A 24,092-nucleotide genomic window follows, 5' to 3' on the forward strand; every position below is an offset into this window, starting at 1 on the left:
AACTGTTTATAACCGGTCCCGTCTTTGCAACAACACTCTCCCGAATACAACCAAGTTAAGGAGAACCCATGATTAAAACACTCATCGCATCAGCTATTCTAATGACCAGCATTTCTGGCTTTGCAGCGACCTCCATCAACGACTTTATCGGCACCTATCGACTCGCTGATAAAAAAGTCGAAGGTGAGACATTCTGCTTTCAACAAATCACAATTAGCCAAGAAGACGACGGCACTATCGGCATCTATCGCGAAGACACTTCCTATGGCCCGATGATCAATGCGGAACTCAACGGCAGCCCCCGCAAAAATAGCGGATCCCATGGCGAAGCGATGAGCAGCCGCAAAGGTAAAGACTCTGTGACATTGAAAAATGATATTCTGACGTTCGAATACAGCGGCACCACAAGCCTGCTGGGAGTTCCCGTTGCTCGTGAATCCGATACAATCTCAGCAAAGCTCGCTCAAGGTGGAAAAGCTTTGGCCGTGACTCGCACGACTTTCGAAGGCCCCGTTGCAGGCATCGGCAAAAAAGGCAAAGCTCTCTGCGCTTACACAAGATAATATAAAGAAGTATCTGAAAACCAAAAGGAAGCCCCCGGGCTTCCTTTTTTTATTTGCACGACTCGCCTTCGTGACAAATGAGTTCCTGATCCGAAGAGGTTGATGAGGCCTGATTAGAAATACCGCCAAAATATTCAAGCGCTGCGAAGCACGCGATCGCACCTACGATCAGTGCACATAATCCAAAAATGATTCGAGTTTGTTTTTTCACGGAATAGACTCTAAATCATTTTCTATTTTATGAGAAATGATTTTTCTAAACGCTGAGCAGTTTGTCAGAGATGATGCTGTGGACGCCCATGGCGAAAAATTCTTTCGCGCGCTCGACATCGTTCACGGTGTATACGGCGATTTGATAACCAAGCTTCATGAATTTCTCAACGCGCTCTTTGGACGTCATCTTTTGATCCCAATGCAGGAACTGCGCATCACAGAGTGGAAGAAGACTCATCTGCTTTAAAAACCAATAATTTTTTGGTTCATCATCTTCACTGACCAACAGGGCCCGGGAAACTTCCGGAACAAAGCCCTTCGCACGAATGAGACTAAACGGATTAAAACTCGAAAACACAACACGTTCTTCGGCGTTATATTTTTTCACAAGCTGACTCACGCGAATCTCAAGCGCAGGATCCACCGCCGAATCCGTCTTCAGTTCTATGTTCAAAAAATCAGGTACATCTTTTGATGCAAGTACTTGCTCTAACGTGGTCAAATTCGAAGCAAAAACTCTCGCTTGCTCTAACGTCAAAGCTTTCATATCCACGGGCGCTTTATGCAGACGTTTCAGATTCGCATCATGGTAGAGCACCGGCACATAATCACGCGTCAGGCGGACGTCGAACTCCACCATTTGACTGCCGCGCTTTTTAGCAGCCTGCAAAGACTCCAGAGTATTTTCTGTAGTCCCATCCGTCCAAAATCCGCGGTGAGTTTGAAACTTTTTTTCTAATAACATCATGACTATTTTTTCTTCTTTGTTAAATCCGTCGGTGTAAACTCTGGGTTATCACGTTTTCCGCTAAGGAGCCATTTGTGCGAAACTTTCCCAACCTGAGATTGAACTTGGCCCGACAAAACACCCTCAGCGTTCCACTCCCCTTCGGAACTCAAACGGCCGCCTTTATCCAATTGCGCCGAGAAGTTCTTCCAGCCAAGCACTTTGAAGCTTTGTGCATGGAACTGAGAAGCGAGGCTTTTCATCTGAAGTTTTCCGTCGCTCATCCAGTCAGGCTCAATCAGATTTTTCAAAATTTGAAACGCGGGTGAACCGACCGAAATCGCCATCTTATGAATCTGGGCTTGGGACTGAATTTCTCCACCGGCATAGTCGACGTTAAAACGCGCTTTTTCAAACGCGACACCTTCCACGTCGGCAGATTCTGAGTTCAGCACGCCTTTAACGTGACTCATTTTTCCCTCTTGGAATTTGATATTCATATCGCCACTGATTGCACCCACCTGACCACCGGCGGTCATCAGGCGCACGACGTTGGGTGACAAACGAATTTCATTGGCCTTGGCTTTCACTTCCACCGTTTGAAAGTCCCGATTGGCGGCAAGCTGCAACTGCCCATCAAATACGCCCTGATCCGGCACGAAGCGCGACACTTTCACGTTCCAATGATCTTTATCCAGCGACACATCCGCTGCAATCTCGCGCAGGACCTGCATCTCGCGCTGGCCTTTATTCGAGAAAATAAACTCTAAGCCCCGGTGCACCCCCGAGAGCTTCATGTGATCCTGATCCGTGATCTCTGCGGTTCCATCGAAGCTCCCTAACTGCCCGAGGATCGGTGCCGGATGCGGCTTATTCATCAGGGCAAAGAGCTTATCACCATTCAAACGGCGAATACCGACCGTGAATGGGAAATACCGCATCGGCGCCAGCGAAGTCACACGAATCTCATCGACTTTCAAATCTCCGAGATCCCCTTCAAGACGGATGTCTTTCATTTGCATCTGCGCGGTTTTAAAATTCGACTTTGCAATCGTTGATTGGGCATTCAGCGACACCCACACCTGGCGGCCATTGAGATCCTCTTTGAGCCACTGGAATTTTCTCATGACTTGGAAAACCTGGCTGAGCGGAATGTGCTTCAAATCCAATTCCGTCGCGAGTTCTTCTTCTTTCATGCCGTAGTTGGCCTTGATCTGATAACTGCCTTCGCGCCAGTTGCCGGACAAGCGGCCTTGCAAAGTCGCGCGCGGAAACTCGCTGTATTCACCCCACACCGTTGCGTGTGAAAGATAATCCCCGACAAGTTCGTCACGCATCAGATGTGTTTTTGCTGTCATCTCAACAACCCGCGGAGAGTTGGATTTTAAGCGAATCGCAAATGAGTTCAAATCAACAGGCTCTGCCAAATTCGGCGCATAGATTTTTAATTGATCAATCAGAATAGCTCGTACTTCAGGGGCGCTAGATGACGGCCCTCCCTTAGGGGCTGAAGCATTGTCTTTCAAAGTAACAAAACGCTTAATCTGAGGAGTTTCGTTTTTCTTTTCTTCGGTGGATTTTTCGCAGTTCTTGTACAAACTACGTAAATTTATTTTCACCTGCCCGGCTTCAACCTGAGTCACCGGATTTTCACCTTGAACGAGCGACCAGAAGGACAGCGGCAAACGGATTTCATCGGCCGTGAGTTCCGGCTGCATCCAGCACTCGTTGTCAGATTCCATTTTCACTTTTGTGATGATGACAGCAAATCGCGGCAAGAATCCGCGAGCTAGACTGATTTGCGCCCCCTCAAAGTCCACTTGCACATCTTTGTGCATACGACTTGCCGCGGACTCAACCATGGATTTTACTTTGTTCGGAGCAATCAAGCCACGAATGACAAGACCCAAGACAACGGCGAGCAAAACGCCGCTAAATAAAACAAAACGGCCCGGTTGTTCAGCAATCAGGTTCTTATCATCTTCAGAATATCTTGGAGTTCGCGGCCCAGCCATCATCACTTCATTTTGACGAAGCTTCGGCGGACCGACAACGAGAATTCAAACTATTTGGACTACTTCGTCGGACTATTTAAATTCAAATGAAATGACTTCGTAATCTTTGTCGCCTTTAGGGCTTTGTACGAGGACAGAATCACCGACTTTTTTACCGATCAAAGCACGGGCTAACGGAGACAAAATCGAAATCATGCCTTGTTTTACGTCAGCTTCGTCCACGCCAACGATTTGGTAAGTGGATTCTTCATCCGTCTCTTCGTCGCGGATAGTGACGTGCGCACCAAATACGATGCGATCCGATTTGATTTCAGCTGGATTGATGATTTCCGCACCGGCGATTTTGCCTTGAATTTCAGCAATACGGCCTTCAATCATGCCCTGGCGCTCTTTAGCAGCATCGTACTGAGAGTTTTCACTGAGGTCACCATGGGCGCGAGCCTCTTCAATGGCACGGATAACATCAGGACGCTCTTCAACCAACAGTCTTTTTAGTTCTGCATCAAGAAGTGCTTTACCTCGAACAGTCATCGGTAATGTATCAGCCATGGAATTTAACTCCTTTTAAAAAACGGGAGCCAAAGTTCTACTCAAAATAGGCCTAAACAGCAAGAAATTAGTGCTGCGCGGCAGGCTATGCTGTCCAGTTCTGACCTGGACCGGGTACAGCAAAGGTGACCCCGGGGGCTATCCCCCTTAAAATAGGGCTTATTTCAAAGGAAGGACCCCCTTTGGCAACTGTGACGGAGCTCATAAAAAATTCGCAAAAGATCATCCTTTCGACCCATCGTCAGTGCGATGGGGACGGCCTCGGAGCCGAGTTGGCCCTGTACTACGCGCTCAAAAAAATCGGCAAGGACGTGAAGATCGTGAATGTCGACGGCACCCCCCGCAAGTACCGTTTCTTGGGTTCCGACAAAGTCATCGCCCTTTTCCAGAACAACCCAGTCATGGACCTGACAGCCGAGCTTTGCCTGATCTTTGATACCAACGACGAGCGCCTGCTCGAGCCTTTGTTTTCAGGCCTCAAAAAGAGTGTCGGGAAAATTGTCTTCATCGATCACCACCCGGTTTTAAAAAACGGTCCGCAACCCACTGCGGAATCGCATATTGACGTCGCGGCGGCTTCGACCGGCGAGCTTGCTTACAATATGATTAAAGAGCTGGGGATTGAGCTTGATAGCAATATTGCCCGCGCCCTTTACACCAGCATCACTTTTGATACCCAGCTTTACCGCTACATCCGCAGCTCGCCGAAATCGCACCTTATCGCGGCGGAGCTCCTAACTCACTCTTTTGATCCACAAGAAGTGCATCGTGCGCTTTTCGGCAACCAAACGGTTCAGAAAATGGCTTTTTTAGCAAAAGCCCTCGGCCAGATTGAATACTTCTGCCACGGCCGCCTGGCGGTGCTGCGCCTGCGCGATGCCGACTTACTTGCCCACAACCTCGAACCCGATGAGGCGCGCGATATTATCGACATGGTGATGAATATTGAGAGCCTTGAAGCCTCTGTGATCTTCCGTGAGGATGCCGAGGATGAGTACAAACTCAGCCTGCGCAGCAAGGGAAAGATCGAAGTTCTCTCAACAGCGGAGAGTTTTGGCGGCGGTGGCCACACCCATGCGTCCGGTGCTTTCATCAAAGGGAAATACATAGACTTAAAAGACAAAGTCGTGAAAGATCTGACAAAGAAGATCTCGCAAATTGGTTGATAACAGGAACGCACTTTAGCGATGCAAAGAAAGAAACGCGCCGAAATTATTTGCCGATGCAACAACGTTCCTCGCGACGTGATTGAGGACGCTATTGCCAATGGTGGCTGCGACACTCTGAATAAGATCTTCGATGAAACTATGGCGGGCGTGGGCCCGTGCGGTGGATCTTGCCGCAGAAAACTCGGCCCCCTGCTTGATCACTATCTCAAAACCGGAACCTTCCCCGAAAAGATCATTGAAGATACCACTGGCAAAGCGCCGGCTCCGGCAAGTAGTAGCAAAAACGAAAGCGGCGGAGAATCTTAATGGCGCGCATTTTAGTCACGGGCTTTCAGCCCTTTCTTCATCACAGCATAAATTCTTCTGAACGCGTCCTCACAGCACTCACGAAAGAACGCCAAGACATCGAGGCGGTTTTCCTACCTGTGAGTTTTCAGAATTCTTTCGCCGTACTTAAGAAACACCTCAGCGCCCAACCCCACTACGACTTTGTGATTATGCTTGGACAAGCCAACGGCCGTGCGCTCGTTTCGCTCGAACGTGTTGCTCTGAATTGGATGGAAAGTAAAAATCCCGATAACGACGGCGAGTGCCCGGCAGGCGGCAGAATTCTCGGTGGCGCTCCGGATTCTTACCTGGTCGATTTCTTTCCATCAGCATGGAAAGAAATTCTGTCCTCTGTTGGCAGCGAAGCCGAAGGACTTGAATACCCGACGAAGCTCGCAGAAGTATCTCTGACTGCCGGAGCTTATGTTTGTAATAATTTGTATTTTAAAATGGCGCATGAGTTGCGCGGCTCTAAAACTCTGCCTTTGTTCGTTCACTTGCCGCTTTTACCTGAGCAGATTGATGAAAATCCAGGTTCGCCTTCGATGAAGCTGACGACCCAGGTGCGGATCGTCAGCGAGCTTTTAAATCTTTTAACAGCCTAACAGCTACTGTTGCAAAGTCAGGATCATCTTACCTTGGCAGACATTCTTGTCCGAATTGTCGATCAATGTCAGCTTACTAAAGATACGATCATAAGACATCACGAAGTAAGTTTTTGAAGTCGGCGTTGCCACGGACTCATACTCATTCTTTGCATTCAATCTTTGCGACACAGTAAAGACGGCTTGAGCTTCGTTGACTCTAACCGAGCCGGTCTCTACCGCGGAACAAGCGTCCTCACAATTTAGATCGAAATTTTGCTGGCTCTCTAAGTATTGTTCGTTGGGTTTAAAGTTCACAACCCAGTGAAGAGTTTTAAGCTTTTCAGTTTTTGTAGCGTCAGCACACTCAACGGTCACATTGTAAGCGCCGGATTTAATCTGCAGAGTTTGCGGCAAAGCCTTTTGCTGTTCTTGAAGAATGGCTTTCTGCTGGGGTGTTAGATTCGTTTTGTTCGTGTTGCACGCTGAAAGCGCAAAACCGAAAGCACAGAGAGTGACCAATGACATCTTAGTAGAAAGCATAAAGAACTCCTCTTAAAGAGGCGAATTTACACGATTTCCGAGAGCTTCTCTACAAATGCAAAAAGGGCCCTTGCGAGGCCCTGTAAAGTCGACAAAAATGTCTAATTGTTAGGCGCTTTTCTTAGCGGGAATGGCGATCGTGCCGCCGTTAAGACGATAATCAATCATCTTTTGCACGTCGGGTCTACAAGTCCCACAGTTCGTGCTGGCGTTAGTTTGGCGGCTCACCGAGGTCGTCGTGTGCGCTCCGGCCACGATCGCCTGATCGATCGTCTGACAAGAAACTCCACGACAATGGCAGACTTCTGCTTCCTTATAGGGGTAATTCCACTCACCGCGAAGCTTCAGGATCAACTCGCGCAAAAGAATCTCGGAATGACTCGTGCCGTTTGGAACTGGCCACTGTTGAATGTCGACGCCAAAGCTCTTACGCATCGATTGCATAAGACTCATCATCTCCGTGCAACCACGGAATTGAACTTTCGGAGCTGATCCGTCCATATTGACTTCAATACGGTCACGGCCTTCAAGTCCAACACTGAATTTTCTATTTTCACCTGACGTAGACATATTGGTATATTCTATGCGAATCGATATGAAGTGAAAGGCTAGGAATGAAGTTTCTTATATTGAGTCGTCTTTCGACCCTTTACTCCACCCGGAGATTGGTCCAGGAGATCACTTCTCTCGGGCACGAGCCCCTCATCGTCAACCCAGAGTCCCCCGAAGAAACGGCCGAGATCCTCATTCCCCGCCTCGGAAATTTTCGCTATGAAGAATCCCTCGCCAATCTCGAGAAATTACAAAACACTTCCGGCGCGAAAGTGACTCTGAATGCAATGCCTTTTTTTCATCAGGCACGCCACAAAAAACGCGCCCATGAAATTCTCGGAACCCTACCTCAACCGAAAATTTTCAACGAAGTAACCACCTTCCCCGTGGTCGTAAAAGACTGCCTTTCAAGCCAGGGGGAAGGCGTTTTCCTCTGCAAAAATCACAATGAACTTTCTGACTGCCTGATGAAATTACAAGGCCGCGAAGTGCTCTTTCAGGAGTTTATTGCCGAAAGCCAAGGCCATGACATTCGCGCTTTTGTGATCGGTCAAAACGTGGTTGCCAGCATGGAGCGTTCTTCGACAAACCCCTTGATAGAATTTCGTTCCAACCTTTCATTGGGAGGCACGGCAAAGTCCGTGACCCTCACTGCGGAGGAACAGGATTTGTGTATTGCCGCCGTTCATCGACTGGGCCTAGATTATGCCGGTGTCGATTTGGTCCGGTCTCATCGAGGAGGTCTTATCCTTGAAGTCAATCCTTGCCCTGGGCTCGAAGGTATTGAAAAATGTAGTCAGAAGAATATCGCCAAGGAAATCGTTCTCTATGCTGAAAGTCTCTGCCGTTCCCATTCTCAAAGATAACTACGTTTTCATTCCGACCAACGGGCAAACAAAAGAATGTGTCATTATTGACCCCGGCCAAGCGGATGCAGTGAAGAGCTTTATCCTCAAAGAGCACCTTCGTCCTCGTGGCATTCTTCTCACCCACCACCACTGGGACCATATCGGTGGCGCGCAAGAACTTAAAAAAGCTTTCGACGTTAAAATCTATGCGCCTTTAAAAGAGCAAAAGCTGATTGATTTTGCCGATGTCTACTTGCAAGAAAATGATTTTGTTTTTGAAGCCGGCATGCAGTTCCGAATTATCGACCTTCCAGGGCATACGATGGGTCATATTGCCTACCTCGAGGAAAAACAAAAATGGCTCTTTAGCGGTGACGTGCTCTTTAGCCTTGGCTGTGGCCGCATCTTCGATGGGACCATCGAGGATCACTACAAGAGCCTCGGAAAAATCAAAGCATTGGACCCCAGCACAATTATTCACTGCACTCATGAATACACAGAGATGAACTTAAAATTTTGTCTTGAGAAATTTCCAGAAGATCCGGCGCTTAAAAACTTTGCGCAGCACGTGCAAGCCCTGCGCAGCCAAGGTAAACCGACCGTGCCGTTTCCTTTAAATCAAGAACTAGAGCTCAATCCATTTTTAAAAGCAAAAAACGAAGCGGACTTCATCGCACTCCGCGAAGAGCGAAATAATTTTAAGACTTAAGGATGCAAACCGGTCTCGGATTTAAAACCGAGATCCCGTTCAAGATTTTTAATCAGATATTCGCGGCGGTAAGCAAAGATCTTTTCAATCTCACTACGTACAATCGTTCCCCCCAGCAAATTGCCAATACTGCCCATGGGCAAAACATAGCGAACACGATCAATCATCAAAGTGCCGCCGGCAAACGGTCGGAACTCGTGGCTATGGTGCCAAAGCGTATAAGGTCCTTCGATCTGCGTATCCGTAAAATGAAAAGGAGGATTCCAATCTTCAATACGACTCTTCCAACGCATCGGCATACCACGAAGTTTCAGGCGGTAAACGATCTCAGTGCCTGCTTGAATCTTTTCAGAAGAACTCGAGACGATTTCAAAATCCAAAGTCGGCGGCGTAATTCTTTGCAAATTTCCCGCGTGGCTAAAAAATGGAAAGATCTCTTCAGGCTTCCAAGGCAAGTACTGTTCAGAGACAAAAATCTCTTCGTCATTTTTATTGCAAACATTTTCCAGAGCTTTTTTTAGATCAGGATATTTAAATTTGTATCCTGTTTGCGTCGCCACTTGCGGAATTGCCCGCTGTGAATCCAAAACAAGCGCTGACATCTCGCCCATCGACGCCCAAAGCACCATCGCCGGAACTCGCGGTGCGAGTCCGACCTCTAAAACGGAAGCCAGCGTTTTAGAAAACTCCTCATTTGTGACTGGATTTGGTGAAACCAAATTCATGGGCCCGCGCAGTGAGTTTTTATCCAGAGCGTGCAGAATCAAACCAACTTCATCCTCGACATGAATCCAACTCATCCACTGCTTGCCCTCGCCAAGAACCGCACCAAGACCGCGACGGAAAAGTGGCAAAAGCTTCTCCATCGCTCCGCCATGGGACGACAGCACCATTCCGGTGCGGATAGAAACCACCCGAGTCGCCGCCAGAGCCTCGCCGTATGAAAAAGTCAAAAGTTCCTCTTCCCAGTCCTGACAAACTTGCGACAAGAAATCTTCTCCCGCGGGGCTCTCTTCAGTCAGAAGCGTGTCGCCTTGGGAGCCATAATAACCAACGGCCGAAGCGCTGATAAAAATCTTTGGCGCTACCGGCAGACTTTGAATCAGATTCCGAGTACCAAGAATGCGCGACTCATAGATTTTTCTTTTACGGGACTCATTCCACCGACCACCGCCGATATTTTCGCCTGCAAGGTTAATCACAGCGTCCATCAAACGCAGATCCGGATGCTCTTTCAGCGGAGCTTCCGTGAGATTGCCAGGGATGATTTCACACGGGAAAGGGAGCGTCGAGCGCGCCTTCTCTGCGTCGCGAGTTACGACGTAGACTTGATCGCCACGGTTCACAAGAGCTTTACCAAGCTCTCTGCCAATCAACCCTGTAGCTCCAGTCATGAGTACTTTCATAACGCCCTCTACTTCTTCAAAGCAGTCTTGAAAGCGTCCAAGGCTCTTTGTCGTGCAAATGTATGATCTACTATAGGCTCAGGATATCGGGAAGTACCAAATTCTGGAACCCATTTCCGGACGTACAAACTATTTTTATCAAATCGTTCGAGCTGAGCTTGAGGATTAAAAATCCGGAAGTAGGGAGCCGCATCACAACCCGTTCCCGCTGCCCATTGCCAATTGCCATTATTCGCCGCAAGATCATAATCCAAGAGTCGCCGCGCAAAGTAGCGTTCACCCTGATACCAATGAATGAGCAGATGCTTCGTCAGAAAACTTGCTGTCACCATTCGGACGCGGTTGTGCATATACCCGGTTGCATTGAGTTCTCGCATACCAGCATCGACCAAGGGATACCCCGTGGTCCCTTCGCACCAGCGTTCGAAGTCGGATTTGCTCTTTCGCCAAGCAACTTTTTCGTACTCCGCACGAAAGCTCCGCGTTTCGACAATTGGAAAATGATGGAGGATTTGCATAAAAAACTCACGCCACACAAGTTCACTGAGCCAGACTTGCGAAAACTTGCGCCCCTCGCGGGCAAGCTCGCGAACACTCAGGGTTCCAAAGCGCAAGTGCAGCCCTAAATGGCTCGTGCCATTTTCAAGCGCAGGGAAGTCGCGGTCTTTCTCATAGTTTTTCAAAACTTTTACTGACAACTCCAGAGAAGGAAACTCAAAGTCTGTCTTTTGAAAACCAATGCTCGTAATGGCCGGCATTGCCTCCGGCTTTTTCACTTTTGCTAAATTCGGCAGATAGCGTGTTGTCGGATAAGACTGCAGATAAAAATCAGAAAGGCCCGCGAGCCATTTTTTCTTATAGGGAGTATACACCGTATAAGGCTTACGGGCCTCCGTGACAATTTCATCTTTTTCAAAAATCACCTGATCTTTAAAAGAAGAAAAAGTCACCCCCAGCGACTTGCAAAGTTCAGAGATTTCGGAATCGCGTTTATTCGCGGAGGGTTCATAATCATGGTTTAAGAAAATCGCAGACGCTTTATGCTCCTTTAAAAGCGTCGCCCACACCTCTTTGGGCTTTCCGTGGCGAACCAAGAGGTCACTGCCTTTTTTCTGGAGCGCACGCTTCAGTTCCTCGACGGTTTCATAAATAAACTGAACCCGGCGGTCGTCTTGATCTTGAAGCTTTTCAAGAATGTCAGTGTCAAAAATAAAGACCGGAAGAACAGGTTTTCCTTCACGCAAAGCGTGATAAAGCCCCGCATTGTCATCCAGGCGCAAATCTCTTCGAAACCAGAAAAAATTCATGGAACCCATCGTCTTTATGTTTAAAGTTTTTCAAACTTTAACGTAAAATAAGTCAGGGACAAAAGCTATGCCTAAAGACAAAAAACCACCTGTAAAAGAGCTCAATAAGATCAAGTCTTCGGTTTTCTCACGCAGTCTGTCCATGGCCAAAATGACCATCAACGCGGGCGCAAGCCTTGCCGGTCATAGCCTGAAGAACACCTTTTCCTCAAAAGAGGACAAAGCCGATAACTGGAAGAGCTTTGTAAAAACACAAGCGCAAGCCGTCAGCAGCGAACTCGGCGAACTCAAAGGCAGCCTCATGAAAGCCGGCCAAATGCTTTCGATGTATGGTGAACATTTTCTTCCGCCGGAAGCCAACCAGTTTCTAAAAGGTCTTCAGTCGGACTCCCCGGCTTTAAAATGGTCCGCCATCGAACCTGTCATTCGCAAAAATCTTTCACCGGACCAGCTTTCGCAGCTCGAGATAGAAAAAGAAGCGCTTTCATGCGCCTCCTTGGGCCAAGTTCACCGTGCACGCATCAAAGCCACCGGTGAAGAGATCGTACTGAAAATTCAATACCCGGATGTCGATAAAGCGATCGACAGTGACCTCAAGGCCTTGAAAAGTCTTTTAGGGATATTAAAACTCGTGCCGAAAGACTTTGATCTCGAGCCCATCTTCCGCGAAGTGCATGATATGCTCGTTCAAGAAACGGATTACGAACTGGAAGCGCGGCTCACTCAAGATTTCTATGAGCGCGTTCAGGATGATTCCCGCTACGTTGTCGCTAAAGTCTATCCGCAGTTTTCCAACCGTCGGATCCTAGCGACGTCTTACGAGCCTTCAGTCCGCGCTGACAGCGTCGAAGTTCAATCGCTCTCTGACAAACGCCGTAACGAAATTGCCTTGGATTTTTTGGATTTGTACTTAAAAGAACTTTTCTTCTGGCATACGGTGCAAACCGATCCTCATATCGGAAACTACGGAATTCGTTTAAATACAGATGGCACCCACAATATCGTCCTTTACGACTTCGGCGCAACCCGCACCTATGGACCTGAGTTCATGGTTCCTTATCAGCGCATGATAGGGGCGGCTCTTGAAGCGGACGACACCGGGCTTCGTGCGGCGGCGGAGGAATTACAATTCCTGGATCCAAACGATAAGTCCGAACTGAGAGCGCTCTTTGAAGAATTCTGCTTTGAATTTGTGGAACCGTTCTTAACACCGGACGATCCCCGCTTGCCCCCCAAAGTGATGGACGACAAAGGGAACTACGACTGGAAAAACACGGATCTCCCGCAACGCTTATCAAAGAAAATCTTTACGGTGATCCGGCAGCACGCCTGGCGAACGCCACCGCGGGAAGTGATTTTCCTCGATCGCAAGACCGGCGGAGTGTTTATTTTTATGTCGGTCTTACGGGCTCGCTGTCAGGGGCGGGAGCTTCTTTTGAAATATCTGGAGCGCTCAGCTGGCTCAACTCGGCGTTAATCAGAGTTAAAAGCTTTTGCACATCCACCGGCTTACTCAGCATTTTCACGTTGAGATCCTGCAATTCCTCATCGAGAAACTGATGATAGCCGGACCACAGAACCATCGGCAATTTCTTGTTCATCTCACGCACTTTGCGCGCGAATTCAACGCCGGACATGCCCGGCATTGAAAGATCCGAGATAATCATGAAATACTGGCTTTGCAGCTCGGTAAACGCTTTTAATGCCGTGATCGGATCCACAAATGCATCCACCTGAAGTCCTTCAATCTCCAGAAGCTCCTTGATCAAGGAACCAATTTCCGGCTCATCGTCGACGATCATTACTTTTTGCGCCGACTTGAAATTATACGGAGTCATTTTCGCTTCCTCGACCGCCTCTGTATTTACAACCACCGGAAGGAAGATTTCAAAATCAGTTCCTTGTCCGGAGGCGCTCTTCACATCGATAAATCCTTGGTGATTGCTGACGATCCTTTGCACCACCACCATACCGATATTTTGTGCGTAAAATGGGTCGAAAATCTTTTCAATTTCATCACGATCCATTTCTTCGCCGTTGTAATGCAAACTCCACTTCACGTAAGGACGATCTTTGATTTGCGCTTGTCGAAGTGTGATACGGATTTCTCCGCCTTCTGTGCCAATCGCCCTTGCTGCATTAACACACAGGTTCAGAAGCGCCTGCTGAATCTGATTCAGATCCGCATTGATATTGAGATCTCCGCAGTCTGCCAGATCCAAGGTAATACGGATCTGCGCTGGCAATGTCGCTCGCAAGAAATCCATCACTTCAGAAAAAATTTTCTTAATCTGAATGAGCTGCACGGAAGACTCGTCTTTTCTGCTGAAAATCAAGATCTGCGCCACCAAGTGACGTGCTCTATGGCCAGCACGCTTAATCGCCTCGAGGTAGTGTTGGTCTTTCGGATCCTTGTGAAGACTCAACATTTTCTCGGTCGTCGCAAGAATAATGGCAAGAATGTTATTAAAGTCATGGGCAATGCCCTCAGCCAGCGTTCCGATGGCCTCCATTTTTTCTGACTGCAACGACCGTTCCTCGATTTGTTTGCGCAGACGTTCCACTTCTTTACGAATCTCATCAGTGTGCACTCGTTCGAGCTCGGCCCCCGCGCGCGCCGCAAACACTGAAAGAACTGTGCGTTTGAGCGGCAGATCCACCATTTCTTTATCGCTGTATATCATCATGATGCCGATCGCACGCTGTTCAGAGTCTTGGAGCACGAGCCCCATGCAGGACTCGACATTGCGATAACTCAGCATGGGATCTTGAGTGAATATTTTGCTGACCGATTTTGGATAAACAAAGAACTCGCCCGGCTTCAAATTATCAAATGGCGTGTTTTTAAGATCATAGATGTAATCCGTACCGAACGTGCCATCAACCCAGTTGACAACAAACTTCACCGCATTCGAATGCTCCGGCATGAGAACACCGATTGCGACATTCCGAACTTCGAAGGCCTTTGAAATCTGCAAACCAAGCTCACGCAGGAAATCGTGGCCGGTCAGAACTTCGGTTTTCTCTTGAATACGGCGAATAAGATCTTCTTTGGCGGCATGCTCTTCCAGGGTCTGGCGCAGAGAATCCTGGCGCTTCCGTACGAGATTGGTTAAAAACATCAGTGCGCTCATGAAGATCAAGAAAATCGCAAGCACCGAGAAGCTGACCAGCCTCCAGCCGGAAAAGATCGCATCGGTGTTGTAGCCAACGTAGGTCATTAAGCCATAAGCTTTTGAAAATTTGTAGTAGCCGACTTTTTCAAACCCATCGATACGGCTCGTGCCTTCAATAACGCCCTCGCCCCCCATATTAATACTTTGAGAGAAAGCAAAACTCTTTCCTTCAGCACCGCTGAGGTCAGGAAAGCGGTAAATAACTTTGCCGTCATCACGGAAGACCGTGAAACTCACTCCCCGAGGAAGATGCAAATTTTGGTAAAAGGTCTCAAAGTCCTCAACCGAGCGAGTGATTCCGATCAACCCTTGAAAGCGGCCATCAGCGCCTCGAAGAGTTCTATTAAGAGAAATCACTTTGCGCTTGTCGATCTCAGAAGCCGATGCTGACGAAAACACGGTGTAGTTCTTTTGCGTACGGAGGTAATTAAAATCCGGAGAGTCTTTATAGGAAACAGTCAGTTTTTGGCCGTACGGAACCAATGTTGTTAAGCGCACATGGCCTTCTTTATCGACGGCGTAAATTGAACGGATAAAGCCCTCAGCAAGGAAGCCCTGCGCCCGTATAAAGAAACGATTGAGATCCGCATCGCTGACATTGTCTAAGCCACCGCGTTCTTGGATGCGGGTTGAAATGTATTCCAGAGGGACGGCCATCGCATCAAATTGGCGGCGGTTGATTTCATCCAAAGCCAAGGTCAAAGAACGGGTTTGAGAAAATGCGGATTCTTTTAGTTGAGCTCGCGCCGAAAAAATAGAAAAAGCCAAGAGGCAGCCCACAAGAAGTACCATGAGCACATAGAAGGCCCACAGGTACTTGTTAAAGAAACGATCCTTTATTCCGACCAGATTTTCAGGATAGCGCAGTAGGCTCAACTCTCAGCTCCTCAGTGGTTTAACTGTATAAGGGTATAAACAAAACTTTCCAAATGGATTCTCTATAGTGTCTCAGAGACCGTTCGCTTCGTGTCGATTAAGAAGAAAACAGGATAACTTTATCTAGCTCCCGAAATGGACTTTTAAGTGCGGTCAAACATTGACCCCCTAAACCCCGGGTGCTAATCAGATTTCATGAAAACACAATCTCAACTGCACCGCTTCGCTCAGTTCCTCTTGTTCTACACCTTGCTTGTGATTTTATGGGGGGCGTGGGTGCGGATTTCCCACTCGGGTGACGGCTGCGGCGCGAGCTGGCCTCTGTGCAACGGCCAGGTGATTCCCGAAGCCGAACATAAGAAAACCTGGGTGGAGTTTAGCCATCGCATGACTTCAGGCCTGTTTGGTTTGCTTGTGATTTACATGTACTGGATGGGGCGTAAAATCGCTCCGAAAGGCACCGCTCTTCGTAAAGCGCTTCTTGCAGTTCTCGTTTTAATGATCACCGAAGCCCTCTTGGGCGCAAAACTCGTTCTGTTTGGGCTTGTAGGCAATAATGACTCTTTCTTCCGTCTGTTTGCGATGGGTCTGCACCAAGTGAATTCTTTATTGCTCTCAGGCATGGTGGCGCTGGTCGCTCTCTTCTCGAGTGATTTGCCGACACGAGCTTTGGCGGCTGCCAAAGTAGCGGCGAAGAAACCTTTGCCAAAGGGAGCACTTGCGTTCTTGGTGTTCTTTGTGGTGGTCGCCATCACCGGCGCGTTTGCTTCTTTATCCTCGACACTGTTCCCGTCAGAGTCTGTCCTTGAAGGCATCACAAAAGATTTTGCTCCGGATGCCCACTATCTTTTGCGTATTCGTATTTCGCACCCGATCTTGGCGACATTGATCGGCGGCGGGCTTGCACTATTTTTCTGGCTAAAATCACAGGACGAAACCAATGAAGTTCTTCGCAAAAGCACTCTGCAAGTAGCACTGATGTTTGCGGTGGCGGTGGTCTTTGGCTATCTCACGCTCTTTAGTCTTGCGCCGATTTGGATGAAGGTCCTTCATCTTCTCATCGCCCACCTGGTGTGGATCGTGCTTTTACGCTGGTATGTTTTGAAAAAGCTCACCCGTTAGGTGGTGAGCTCGTTAGATTCTGTGAGGCGGTGAAGGAAACGAATCTTTTCGTTGATATCGTTGAACTCCAAAGACATCTGCTGCAAATCGTAGTCGCGAATCAAATATGATGAAAATGCACCGACGATCTCTTCAGGCCCTGAAAGACTGCGCATAAAGATTTCCTGCTGTTGAGCATCCGGAATATGAGTGTGAATCCAGCGAGTCAGAATTTTTAGCAAATGATCAAGACCGGCTTCGTTCTCAGGAAGAACTTCGGTGTTTTCTTCGACTTTTGTCGCTTCGACCACCAAGTAAGGTGTGCCACGATCTACGACACGGCCAAGCCTGACTTTACCCGCTCCTTGAAGGAAAACCAGCAACGTTCCATTCAAGCGCTCCTCAACAATCTGTGGATAGCCATAGCCTGCCACGGCTCGTACATAGGAAACGGACTCGCCAGGTTTCACGGGTGCGACCTGAGAGGCGTCTTCGATAAAACCAATAGCGATTGGAAGCTTTTTATCAGCCGCAGTTTTGACCATTTCCAAGTAACGAGGCTCGAAAATGTTCAAAGGCTTTGTCGTCTTCGGAAAAAGACTGACATTGACGAGGGGGAACAAAAAAACTTCCATGACAATTCAGCTCCACAGATTGAAGATTGATTATAGGAAGGTCAGAAGGCAAAAGCTAGGTGAAAAAATGCAAGCAGGAAGGCCAATAATCTTTTTTGACGGCATCTGTCATCTGTGTAACGGATTTGTGGATACTGTTCTCCGAAAGGATGTCCAAGGTCACTTCCAGTTCGCCCCCCTCCAAGGAGAAACTGCCGTAAAATTACTCACCCCTGAAGAGCGTTCGGAACTTACGAGCGTCATTCTTCTCGAAAATGGACACAAAATCACTCGCTCAGAAGCGGTATTAAGAATTCTTGTTAGGCTCGGCGGTGTTTATCGTTTGTTTGCCGTGGGATATTTTCTTCCACCTTTTTTACGAAACGCCCTCTATACGTGGGTGGCTAAAAACCGTTATGCGTGGTTTGGTCAACGCGAAGTCTGCCGCCTTCCGACCGCCGAAGAGAAAGAACGCCTTCTCCCCTAGACCTTCATACGAAAATCATTTTTCAAAACTTCAACAATCGGACGATCTGCTTCCGATAGTATTTGCACATCAAGTTCTTTTGGTTTCACCCAGCGATAAGCATCGTGTTCGGCAAGATGAAATGGCTCTGGCGGCACTTTTGCCCAAAAGAAACTCAAGCGAATTTTTTTACTCGGATACTGGTGAATATTCTCGCCGATGTAGCTTTCAACTTCGATGACAATACCGATCTCCTCGAGAATCTCCCGCTTCAAAGCGGAAGTAGCGTCCTCACCAGCTTCCACCTTGCCGCCGGGAAACTCCCAATGGCCGGCACCACTCATGCCTGGACCGCGACGGAAAATCAGCACCTCTCCGGCCCGATAGAGAACAGCAGCCACGACGTGAACGCCATCTTGTTGATGCAAACTCAAAGCAAAACTCCTTCAATGAGGCAGCCAGACTAAAGTATATCCACAGAGTCCCATGAAACAAAGAGTTCATTAACAAACGGAGGCTTTTTTGCTATATTTTAAGCAGCCATGTTTTCAAGCCCCGACAATCTCTCTCATTACTCGGTTCGCAACGCTTTCATCTGGTTAGCTCTCGCTTTCCAAGCCGGAGTGGTCAACGCCGGCGGACTTCTAGCCTGCCATCGCTTCGTCACCCACACCACTGGTTTCGGCACTTCCTTCGGTATCGAAGTCGCAAATGGTCACACACAAATGGCCGTCGGCATGCTTTCGGTGCCGATTTTCTTCATCTGCGGCGCCATGATCTCCGCGTTTCTTGTCGACCGTCGCTTGATTAAGAATCAGCCTCCGAAGTATGCCACTGTTTTATTCCTAATGACTGTCCTCATGGGAACAACTCTCAGTGCAGGCGTTGCCGGCCAATTTGGCGTTTTTGGTGAGCCGCTCTCTATGACCCGCGATTATATTTTGCTTGCCCTGCTTGCGCTGACCAGCGGGTTGCAAAACGCCATGGTGACAACAGCCTTTGGTGCCATCGTCCGCACGACTCACCTCACCGGCATCTCTACGGATCTTGGCATCGGCCTTGTCCGCTTGATCTCGAATTCCCAAAAGCCCGAGCAACGTCACAACGAAGTCCGCGCTACTTGGATGCGTGTCGGGATTATCTCTTCATTTATCTTCGGATCTACGCTATCTTCTTTTATCTACCTTTCGGTGCAATACTGGGGGTTTGTCATTCCATTTGCGATCTCGGCTCTGTTGTGGATGATTAGCCTTAGCTTCTTCAAAAAAGAAACCTTGATGTCACTGAAAAATAAGATCGCTAGTTAGGACGTGTAATGATTGATTTGGGCAACTCGTATTTTATTATTTTGATCAGCGGCATCGCAATTTTCTTGTATGGCATGAGCATGGCGAGCCACTCTCTCGAAAAGCTGATGGCCAATAAAATCACGGGCCTGATGCACAAGTTGTCCGAAAGCAAGTTCCTTTCCATCGTTGTCGGTATTTCTTTAACCACTCTTTTGCAAAGTTCAGGCGCAGTGACCTCTATGCTTGTGGGCTTGGGCTCAGCCCGCGTAATCACTCTTCGTCAAGTGATGGGTGTTATTATCGGCACTGCGATTGGCTCCACACTCACCGTGCAATTGATCTCTTTGGATTTGGGTCAGTATGCTTTGCCCCTTTTTGCGGTGGCTTTTGCTGTTTACTTCCGCGCAAAAAAACCGGTGTTTAAAAATATAGCCATGGTATTTATGGGTTTTGGCATGCTGTTCTTGGGTCTGAAATTTATCGGTATCAGCGCCCACCATTTCGCCGAAATGGAGATGATGAAGGACGTATTCAAATCCCTTCGTGACAACCCCATGTACTCGCTGATGATTTCGATGGCCTTCTGTATGTTCGTACAAAGCAGCGCGGTCACAATCGGTATCGCAATGAGCCTTGCAAGTGTCGGCGTGATTTCTATCTACGATGCCATGTTGTGGGTTTACGGTGCCAACATCGGCACAACCTCTGTCGCCTTGATCGCAGCGGCTGGCAGCAATCACATCGGTAAGCAAGTGGCATGGGCCCACTTCTTCTACAAACTTCTAAGTGCGGTGCTCTTCTATCCATTCACGAATATCTTTATCGAGTTCCTTGAGACCTTCAACACAACACCTTCACGTATGACAGCAAACGGTCACTTGGCGTTTAACGTCATTTCAGCCATTGCCTTCTTTCCATTTATCAACAAAGCGGCGAGTTTTATTGAAAAAATGTTCCCGCCAAATCCTGAGGACGCATTTGGTACGGAGTTCGTGAATCTGAACAACTATCAAAGCTCCGCTCTTGCCGTATCTTATGCAAATCGCGAAATCATGCGGACAGCCGACATTGTTCGTAGCATGATCGAAGATTCTATCCGTCTGTTTGAAACGGCAGATCCGGCACTCATTCAATCGATCAAAGAGCGTGATAACAAGGTCGACTTCCTTTACCGCGAAACAAAGATGTTCCTTCTTGATCATGCTAACAAGAGCACGACGGTCGTACACCAGAACATCATGAGCATGATCATGTTTATCAGCGATCTTGAGCGCGCCGCCGATGCGATTGACATCAATATTATCGCTTTGGCGATTAAGAAAAATGCTCTTCACTTGGAATTCTCTGACGAAGGCATGTCTGAGATTAAGAGCCTGCACAACCAAGTAGTGATGGTTGCGCAAATGGCGATCAATTCGTACCAAACTCGCGAGCTCTGCCCTGAAGTGATTCAGCTGAAGCGTGAGCTGGCGAAGCACGAGATTTCTCTTCGTGAAAACCATATCGGCCGATTGAATCGCGGAATGCGCGATTCAATCAATACAAGCTCCATTCACTTGGATCTTTTGAGCGAGTACCGCCGTATCGCAAGCTTGCTCTGTAACCACGCGTATTCGACGCAGAAACAATAGGAGTTCTTATGTTGCGTAGTATTGGCCTGCTGTTTCTTTCAAATGTCTTTATGACTTTTGCTTGGTACGGGCACTTAAAAAATTTTAAAACCAGCGCCTTATGGATGGCGATCATGGTTAGCTGGGGCATTGCCTTTTTCGAGTACTGCCTACAGGTCCCTGCCAATCGTATCGGTTCTGATTACTTCTCGCTTCCTCAACTAAAGGTCATCCAAGAAGTCATCACGATGATCGTCTTTGCCGGCTTTACAGTCATGTACATGAAGCAACCCATTAAATTGGACTTCCTCTGGGCAAGTCTCTGCATGGTGGGCGCCGTTTACTTCATGTTTCGCGGCGCCTAATTGACAGGACGGACTTTCTGAGTCGCCTTGAGAATCGCTTCAAATTCGCGCTGGAATTTTTCCATCACGTCTTGAGCGACCTTCTCAGGACTTAATTTTAAATCTTCAAGCGAACAAGTCTCAACCGGCGTGCCCTTGTTGGTGCAGTTAATTGCCAAGTGAATCATCGTTGAAACCGGCGATTTCGTTGCGATACTGATATTGAGCTTCTTTTCACCCCAGAAAATATCATCCCCATCGCGCTCCAGCTGCGCTTTACCGAGAGCTACATGAGCTTCAGCTTGCAGATAATCACGAATGATTGAGGCAAATAGCCTCTGCAGGGCCACTCCCGAGAATAGATCACGATCAAAGACCTCAACAATAAAGTGAAGCATTTCAGCCCCCGCAATCGGAGACTTCGCCAACAGATCCTCGCCGTCGACCATGTGCTCAAAAGAAATATCACAAGGCCCCGTCCAACTGACGATCGAGTTTCCAAGGACCCCATAGGTCAGATATGCAAACAAGGATTTCAGCTGAGTGCCGTCGTAGGTGATTTTTTCTTTGATGAAAAGACTCTGCATGAAAACTCCTATGCGAGATATAAATTTTTAACGTCCACACCAGCAACTGCAAACGCGCGTTTTGAGCGCAGGCAAGACTCACACTCGCCGCACCATTTCTCTTTCGAGAAGTAGCACGGCCAGAGAAGATGCCATGGCATATTCAACGCCATTCCCTTCTTGACGATATCCGGTTTCTGCAACTTTACAGTGAAGCACTCGACTTGCACGTGGTTCGCTGTCGAATACGAGAGCGATGTGGTGAGCTCTTTCATGAAAGCTTCGGAATTATCAGGAAAAGTCGTGGCTTCTTCAGCATTAAAACCAGGAATCACAATCTGCGCGCCAAGGGCTTCGGCAAATGCCGCTCCGATATTGAGAAAAATACCATTGCGATTTGGCACCCAAACAGATTTCGCCGTTTGCAGGGACTGCTCATGGCTTTGAATATCGACATTTTTCCCTGTAGGAACTGCTTCGGAATCCACCAATAGCGAAGACTTATTGAAGTCCTTAAACCATGGCAAAGACACAACCTTGTGCGGGATTTTCAGATACTCCGCAAGTTTTGCCGAATGCTCGATCTCTTTCTTGGCTGCCTTTTGGCCATAGTCAAACGTCAGCGCTAAAACGACTTCTTCTTTTTGAGCGGCCTCAAAAAGATTCACCGAGGAATCAAGCCCTGAAGACAATAAGACGACAGCTTTTCTTTTCATGATGTAAAACCCTGTTAGTTACTCGGACGCAAATCACGGACTAAAATCTGAATACTCTTTTGGCCGGCAAAGTAATTCCACTGAAGTTCACCTAAAACATCCAGATAAACCACTTCACTCTCGAGAACCTGAAGCTGACGAGGCGAAGGAGAGAACAACAAGGCCTCTTGACTGGAAGGTCCTCCGTCACCATCAAGCAATTTCAAACGCCAGTGACCGCCCTTAAGGCTTTTCTTTGAGTGCACCATCACTCGCTGAAAATGAATCAGGGGCGTTGTAAAGCCCGTGCCAAACGGACCGACGAAATCATACCACTTCATCAATGGCGTTCCGACATCTGCAAGCTTGGCTTCGACATCGTAGAACACTTCAACCGCTTTTGGCTTTTCATGAAGGTCGTGGAAATGCTTTTCCAGGCGATCCATCACACCCTCAAGCTTATCTGCGTGCAGTTCAAAACCAGAAGCTGCGGAGTGACCGCCAAAGCGGCTCAGCAAATCGCCCGCTGAGGTCAGCGCCTCCACCAAGCAAGCCTCTTGCCCTTGGGGTAAGCGCGCGCTGCCGACGATCACGTTGTCATCACCCCAAGCGCCGACGAAGGCCGGCTGATTAAAGACCTGGGAAAGTTTGGTAGCAATAAGTCCCACAACCCCACGATGAAAATTGCGAGACGCTACAAAGACAAAATTCTCGCGGTTCCAGTCTTTAAGAAGCTCCATCGCTTCGGCTTCAGCATCACTCTGCAGTTGCACGCGTGTGGAGTTGTTTTTCAAAACCTGACGAACCATTTCACTGGCTTTACCGTCGTCATCAACGAGAAACAAATCAATCGGTAAAATACCAGATTCCATGCGGCTAAGCGCATTCAGCTTCGGCGCAAAACGAATGGCGACGTCCTGGCTCGTCAGCGCGCGGTTATCAAGACCAAGCTCAATCAAAAGCGCGCGCAATCCCGAGCGCTTTGTTTCAGCCAGTTTTAATAGTCCGTGCTTCACGAGCACGCGATTGTCGTCCAAAAGCGGCACCATGTCCGTGAGGGTCGCAATCGTAAAAAAATCTAGAACGTCTTTAAGATCAAAATTATTTTTCGGAAGCTCCGGATGATCCACGAAGTAACGTTTCAAAGCACGCAATAAATAGAACGCGACACCTGCGCCGCAGAGATAACCCAAGCCCGAAACATCGGCTTCCTGATTAGGGTTCACGACAACATAAGCCGGCGGCAAGACAGGTCCCGGCAAATGATGATCCGTCAGAATCACGTCCACACCGAGCTTTTGCGCGGTTTCAACTGCGGGGTTCGCCGTTATGCCCACATCCACAGTGACAATTAAACTCACGCCTTGCTTATGGAGTTCTTCGACCACATCAGCATGAAAACCGTAACCTTGCGACAAACGCTTTGGCTGATAATGAATAACGTCGGTAAAACCCAAAGCCAGCATGCCGGTTTTTAGTAGCGCCAATCCTGAGGTGCCATCTAAGTCAAAATCGGCATAGATGCAGATCTTTTCTTTATTGATCGCCGCTCGGCCTAAACGTTCAACAGCCTTATCCATGCCGTTTAAAAGCATTGGCTCTTTTAATTCCGTGAGTTTCGGAAACAAAAGCTTATCGACTTGCTCAGAAGCGGCAAATCCCCGGGATGCGAGGATCTTGCCGATCAGAGGAGGAAAAGGTCCTTCTGCCGGTTTAATCTCTTGATCTCGCGATCTCCAAAGAGGACTCATTCCTGCTCCTTTGATTGAATTAAAGGGCGCCACCATCCAGGCGATGCCCCGAAAGATAGAACATTATAAAACAAAAAAGGCGACTTTTCAGC

At 48.2% G+C, this 24,092-nt stretch carries 25 protein-coding genes; 12 read left to right on the forward strand and 13 right to left on the reverse strand.

All coding sequences use genetic code 11. The annotated features are described in order from the left end of the window. The first annotated feature begins 68 nt into the window (after positions 1-68). Positions 69-563, forward strand: coding sequence for a hypothetical protein (locus JSU04_15365; GenBank protein MBS1971690.1), 495 nt, complete (start codon positions 69-71; stop codon positions 561-563). Positions 564-819: 256 nt separating this feature from the next. Here the strand turns inward: JSU04_15365 and JSU04_15370 are convergent, their stop codons facing one another. The 3 genes from JSU04_15370 to greA form a co-directional block, all read right to left on the reverse strand. Beyond that, on the reverse strand, positions 820-1,524 hold the full coding sequence (locus tag JSU04_15370; protein ID MBS1971691.1) for a glycerophosphodiester phosphodiesterase: 705 nt from the start codon (positions 1,522-1,524) through the stop codon (positions 820-822). Positions 1,525-1,526: 2 nt separating this feature from the next. Further along, positions 1,527-3,521, reverse strand: coding sequence for a hypothetical protein (locus tag JSU04_15375; protein ID MBS1971692.1), 1,995 nt, complete (start codon positions 3,519-3,521; stop codon positions 1,527-1,529). 69 nt (positions 3,522-3,590) lie between these two features. Next, positions 3,591-4,067 (reverse strand): transcription elongation factor GreA, encoded by a 477-nt coding sequence (gene greA / locus JSU04_15380; protein ID MBS1971693.1) that lies wholly within the window; start codon positions 4,065-4,067, stop codon positions 3,591-3,593. A gap of 182 nt (positions 4,068-4,249) precedes the next feature. On the opposite strand from greA, the gene JSU04_15385 reads away from it, so the two are divergent. Genes JSU04_15385 through JSU04_15395 form a run of 3 tightly spaced genes read left to right on the forward strand, consistent with a single transcriptional unit; the run spans position 4,250 to position 6,168 of the window. Continuing rightward, a complete protein-coding gene (locus JSU04_15385; protein ID MBS1971694.1) occupies positions 4,250-5,233 on the forward strand; it encodes a bifunctional oligoribonuclease/PAP phosphatase NrnA in 984 nt (327 codons plus the stop codon). A 21-nt stretch (positions 5,234-5,254) separates the two neighbouring features. Next, positions 5,255-5,542 (forward strand): (2Fe-2S)-binding protein, encoded by a 288-nt coding sequence (locus JSU04_15390; GenBank protein MBS1971695.1) that lies wholly within the window; start codon positions 5,255-5,257, stop codon positions 5,540-5,542. Next, positions 5,542-6,168: a pyroglutamyl-peptidase I gene (locus tag JSU04_15395; protein ID MBS1971696.1), complete on the forward strand. Its 627-nt coding sequence runs from the start codon at positions 5,542-5,544 to the stop codon at positions 6,166-6,168. Before JSU04_15390 ends, JSU04_15395 begins: the two co-directional genes overlap by 1 nt. 3 nt (positions 6,169-6,171) lie before the next feature. On the opposite strand, the gene JSU04_15400 is transcribed toward JSU04_15395, so the two are convergent. Both JSU04_15400 and JSU04_15405 read right to left on the reverse strand, forming a co-directional pair. Further along, positions 6,172-6,690: a hypothetical protein gene (locus JSU04_15400; GenBank protein MBS1971697.1), complete on the reverse strand. Its 519-nt coding sequence runs from the start codon at positions 6,688-6,690 to the stop codon at positions 6,172-6,174. Positions 6,691-6,798: 108 nt separating this feature from the next. After that, positions 6,799-7,260, reverse strand: a complete 462-nt coding sequence (locus JSU04_15405) for a (2Fe-2S)-binding protein (protein ID MBS1971698.1) — start codon at positions 7,258-7,260, stop codon at positions 6,799-6,801. Positions 7,261-7,514: 254 nt separating this feature from the next. Here JSU04_15405 and JSU04_15410 point away from each other — a divergent pair, with 254 nt between their 5' ends. Then, the gene (locus tag JSU04_15410; protein ID MBS1971699.1) at positions 7,515-8,108 is read left to right on the forward strand and encodes a RimK family alpha-L-glutamate ligase; all 594 of its coding nucleotides are present in this window, start codon (positions 7,515-7,517) and stop codon (positions 8,106-8,108) included. Further along, positions 8,071-8,799 (forward strand): hydroxyacylglutathione hydrolase, encoded by a 729-nt coding sequence (gloB, locus tag JSU04_15415; GenBank protein MBS1971700.1) that lies wholly within the window; start codon positions 8,071-8,073, stop codon positions 8,797-8,799. The genes JSU04_15410 and gloB overlap by 38 nt, the downstream gene beginning before the upstream one ends. On the opposite strand, the gene JSU04_15420 is transcribed toward gloB, so the two are convergent. Next, entirely contained in the window at positions 8,796-10,205 is a 1,410-nt protein-coding gene (locus JSU04_15420; protein ID MBS1971701.1) for a TIGR01777 family oxidoreductase, read from the reverse strand. The two genes, gloB and JSU04_15420, sit on opposite strands and share 4 nt — an antisense overlap. Before the next feature lie 8 nt (positions 10,206-10,213). Beyond that, the gene (locus JSU04_15425; GenBank protein ID MBS1971702.1) at positions 10,214-11,521 is read right to left on the reverse strand and encodes a deoxyribodipyrimidine photo-lyase; all 1,308 of its coding nucleotides are present in this window, start codon (positions 11,519-11,521) and stop codon (positions 10,214-10,216) included. A gap of 58 nt (positions 11,522-11,579) precedes the next feature. Here JSU04_15425 and JSU04_15430 point away from each other — a divergent pair, with 58 nt between their 5' ends. Further along, the gene (locus tag JSU04_15430) at positions 11,580-12,989 is read left to right on the forward strand and encodes an AarF/ABC1/UbiB kinase family protein (protein MBS1971703.1); all 1,410 of its coding nucleotides are present in this window, start codon (positions 11,580-11,582) and stop codon (positions 12,987-12,989) included. Here JSU04_15430 and JSU04_15435 read toward each other — a convergent pair. Then, a complete protein-coding gene (locus tag JSU04_15435) occupies positions 12,904-15,564 on the reverse strand; it encodes a response regulator (GenBank protein ID MBS1971704.1) in 2,661 nt (886 codons plus the stop codon). The two genes, JSU04_15430 and JSU04_15435, sit on opposite strands and share 86 nt — an antisense overlap. 195 nt (positions 15,565-15,759) lie before the next feature. On the opposite strand from JSU04_15435, the gene JSU04_15440 reads away from it, so the two are divergent. After that, positions 15,760-16,686 (forward strand): COX15/CtaA family protein, encoded by a 927-nt coding sequence (locus tag JSU04_15440; GenBank protein ID MBS1971705.1) that lies wholly within the window; start codon positions 15,760-15,762, stop codon positions 16,684-16,686. Here JSU04_15440 and JSU04_15445 read toward each other — a convergent pair. Continuing rightward, a complete protein-coding gene (locus tag JSU04_15445) occupies positions 16,683-17,300 on the reverse strand; it encodes an LON peptidase substrate-binding domain-containing protein (GenBank protein MBS1971706.1) in 618 nt (205 codons plus the stop codon). The two genes, JSU04_15440 and JSU04_15445, sit on opposite strands and share 4 nt — an antisense overlap. Positions 17,301-17,367: 67 nt before the next feature. Between JSU04_15445 and JSU04_15450 the strand changes: the two genes are divergently transcribed. Then, complete coding sequence (locus JSU04_15450; GenBank protein ID MBS1971707.1) at positions 17,368-17,766, forward strand: DUF393 domain-containing protein; 399 nt, start codon at positions 17,368-17,370, stop codon at positions 17,764-17,766. On the opposite strand, the gene JSU04_15455 is transcribed toward JSU04_15450, so the two are convergent. Beyond that, positions 17,763-18,173 carry a (deoxy)nucleoside triphosphate pyrophosphohydrolase gene (locus JSU04_15455; GenBank protein ID MBS1971708.1) on the reverse strand — a complete coding sequence of 137 codons (411 nt, stop codon included), beginning with the start codon at positions 18,171-18,173 and terminating at the stop codon, positions 17,763-17,765. The two genes, JSU04_15450 and JSU04_15455, sit on opposite strands and share 4 nt — an antisense overlap. A 114-nt stretch (positions 18,174-18,287) precedes the next feature. Between JSU04_15455 and JSU04_15460 the strand changes: the two genes are divergently transcribed. From JSU04_15460 to JSU04_15470, 3 genes are read left to right on the forward strand one after another with little or no spacing between them, the layout of a single operon-like run. After that, positions 18,288-19,052 (forward strand): DUF1275 domain-containing protein, encoded by a 765-nt coding sequence (locus tag JSU04_15460; protein ID MBS1971709.1) that lies wholly within the window; start codon positions 18,288-18,290, stop codon positions 19,050-19,052. 8 nt (positions 19,053-19,060) lie between these two features. Next, positions 19,061-20,665 (forward strand): Na/Pi cotransporter family protein, encoded by a 1,605-nt coding sequence (locus tag JSU04_15465; GenBank protein MBS1971710.1) that lies wholly within the window; start codon positions 19,061-19,063, stop codon positions 20,663-20,665. An 8-nt stretch (positions 20,666-20,673) separates the two neighbouring features. After that, positions 20,674-21,009 carry a DMT family protein gene (locus JSU04_15470; protein ID MBS1971711.1) on the forward strand — a complete coding sequence of 112 codons (336 nt, stop codon included), beginning with the start codon at positions 20,674-20,676 and terminating at the stop codon, positions 21,007-21,009. On the opposite strand, the gene JSU04_15475 is transcribed toward JSU04_15470, so the two are convergent. From JSU04_15475 to recJ, 3 genes are read right to left on the reverse strand one after another with little or no spacing between them, the layout of a single operon-like run. Further along, positions 21,006-21,575 carry a DUF366 family protein gene (locus JSU04_15475; protein MBS1971712.1) on the reverse strand — a complete coding sequence of 190 codons (570 nt, stop codon included), beginning with the start codon at positions 21,573-21,575 and terminating at the stop codon, positions 21,006-21,008. The two genes, JSU04_15470 and JSU04_15475, sit on opposite strands and share 4 nt — an antisense overlap. Before the next feature lie 8 nt (positions 21,576-21,583). Further along, complete coding sequence (gene queC / locus JSU04_15480) at positions 21,584-22,270, reverse strand: 7-cyano-7-deazaguanine synthase QueC (GenBank protein MBS1971713.1); 687 nt, start codon at positions 22,268-22,270, stop codon at positions 21,584-21,586. 14 nt (positions 22,271-22,284) lie between these two features. Then, complete coding sequence (recJ, locus tag JSU04_15485) at positions 22,285-24,000, reverse strand: single-stranded-DNA-specific exonuclease RecJ (GenBank protein MBS1971714.1); 1,716 nt, start codon at positions 23,998-24,000, stop codon at positions 22,285-22,287. Between the last annotated feature and the right edge of the window lie 92 nt (positions 24,001-24,092).

Source organism: Bdellovibrionales bacterium (assembly GCA_018266295.1).
Classification (GTDB): Bacteria; Bdellovibrionota; Bdellovibrionia; order Bdellovibrionales; family Bdellovibrionaceae; genus JACMRP01.

What these genes read in the sequence shown, in the direction of transcription:
- JSU04_15365 (MBS1971690.1), top strand. Translation starts at nt 69, where the DNA reads ATGATTAAAACACTCATCGCATCAGCTATTCTAATGACCAGCATTTCT.
- recJ (MBS1971714.1), bottom strand. Translation starts at nt 24,000, where the DNA reads ATGAGTCCTCTTTGGAGATCGCGAGATCAAGAGATTAAACCGGCAGAA.
- JSU04_15465 (MBS1971710.1), top strand. Translation starts at nt 19,061, where the DNA reads ATGATTGATTTGGGCAACTCGTATTTTATTATTTTGATCAGCGGCATC.
- JSU04_15430 (MBS1971703.1), top strand. Translation starts at nt 11,580, where the DNA reads ATGCCTAAAGACAAAAAACCACCTGTAAAAGAGCTCAATAAGATCAAG.
- JSU04_15475 (MBS1971712.1), bottom strand. Translation starts at nt 21,575, where the DNA reads ATGCAGAGTCTTTTCATCAAAGAAAAAATCACCTACGACGGCACTCAG.
- queC (MBS1971713.1), bottom strand. Translation starts at nt 22,270, where the DNA reads ATGAAAAGAAAAGCTGTCGTCTTATTGTCTTCAGGGCTTGATTCCTCG.
- JSU04_15405 (MBS1971698.1), bottom strand. Translation starts at nt 7,260, where the DNA reads ATGTCTACGTCAGGTGAAAATAGAAAATTCAGTGTTGGACTTGAAGGC.
- JSU04_15395 (MBS1971696.1), top strand. Translation starts at nt 5,542, where the DNA reads ATGGCGCGCATTTTAGTCACGGGCTTTCAGCCCTTTCTTCATCACAGC.
- JSU04_15400 (MBS1971697.1), bottom strand. Translation starts at nt 6,690, where the DNA reads ATGCTTTCTACTAAGATGTCATTGGTCACTCTCTGTGCTTTCGGTTTT.
- greA (MBS1971693.1), bottom strand. Translation starts at nt 4,067, where the DNA reads ATGGCTGATACATTACCGATGACTGTTCGAGGTAAAGCACTTCTTGAT.
- gloB (MBS1971700.1), top strand. Translation starts at nt 8,071, where the DNA reads ATGCTGAAAGTCTCTGCCGTTCCCATTCTCAAAGATAACTACGTTTTC.
- JSU04_15390 (MBS1971695.1), top strand. Translation starts at nt 5,255, where the DNA reads ATGCAAAGAAAGAAACGCGCCGAAATTATTTGCCGATGCAACAACGTT.
- JSU04_15420 (MBS1971701.1), bottom strand. Translation starts at nt 10,205, where the DNA reads ATGAAAGTACTCATGACTGGAGCTACAGGGTTGATTGGCAGAGAGCTT.
- JSU04_15445 (MBS1971706.1), bottom strand. Translation starts at nt 17,300, where the DNA reads ATGGAAGTTTTTTTGTTCCCCCTCGTCAATGTCAGTCTTTTTCCGAAG.
- JSU04_15425 (MBS1971702.1), bottom strand. Translation starts at nt 11,521, where the DNA reads ATGGGTTCCATGAATTTTTTCTGGTTTCGAAGAGATTTGCGCCTGGAT.
- JSU04_15370 (MBS1971691.1), bottom strand. Translation starts at nt 1,524, where the DNA reads ATGATGTTATTAGAAAAAAAGTTTCAAACTCACCGCGGATTTTGGACG.
- JSU04_15375 (MBS1971692.1), bottom strand. Translation starts at nt 3,521, where the DNA reads ATGATGGCTGGGCCGCGAACTCCAAGATATTCTGAAGATGATAAGAAC.
- JSU04_15460 (MBS1971709.1), top strand. Translation starts at nt 18,288, where the DNA reads ATGTTTTCAAGCCCCGACAATCTCTCTCATTACTCGGTTCGCAACGCT.
- JSU04_15470 (MBS1971711.1), top strand. Translation starts at nt 20,674, where the DNA reads ATGTTGCGTAGTATTGGCCTGCTGTTTCTTTCAAATGTCTTTATGACT.
- JSU04_15450 (MBS1971707.1), top strand. Translation starts at nt 17,368, where the DNA reads ATGCAAGCAGGAAGGCCAATAATCTTTTTTGACGGCATCTGTCATCTG.
- JSU04_15440 (MBS1971705.1), top strand. Translation starts at nt 15,760, where the DNA reads ATGAAAACACAATCTCAACTGCACCGCTTCGCTCAGTTCCTCTTGTTC.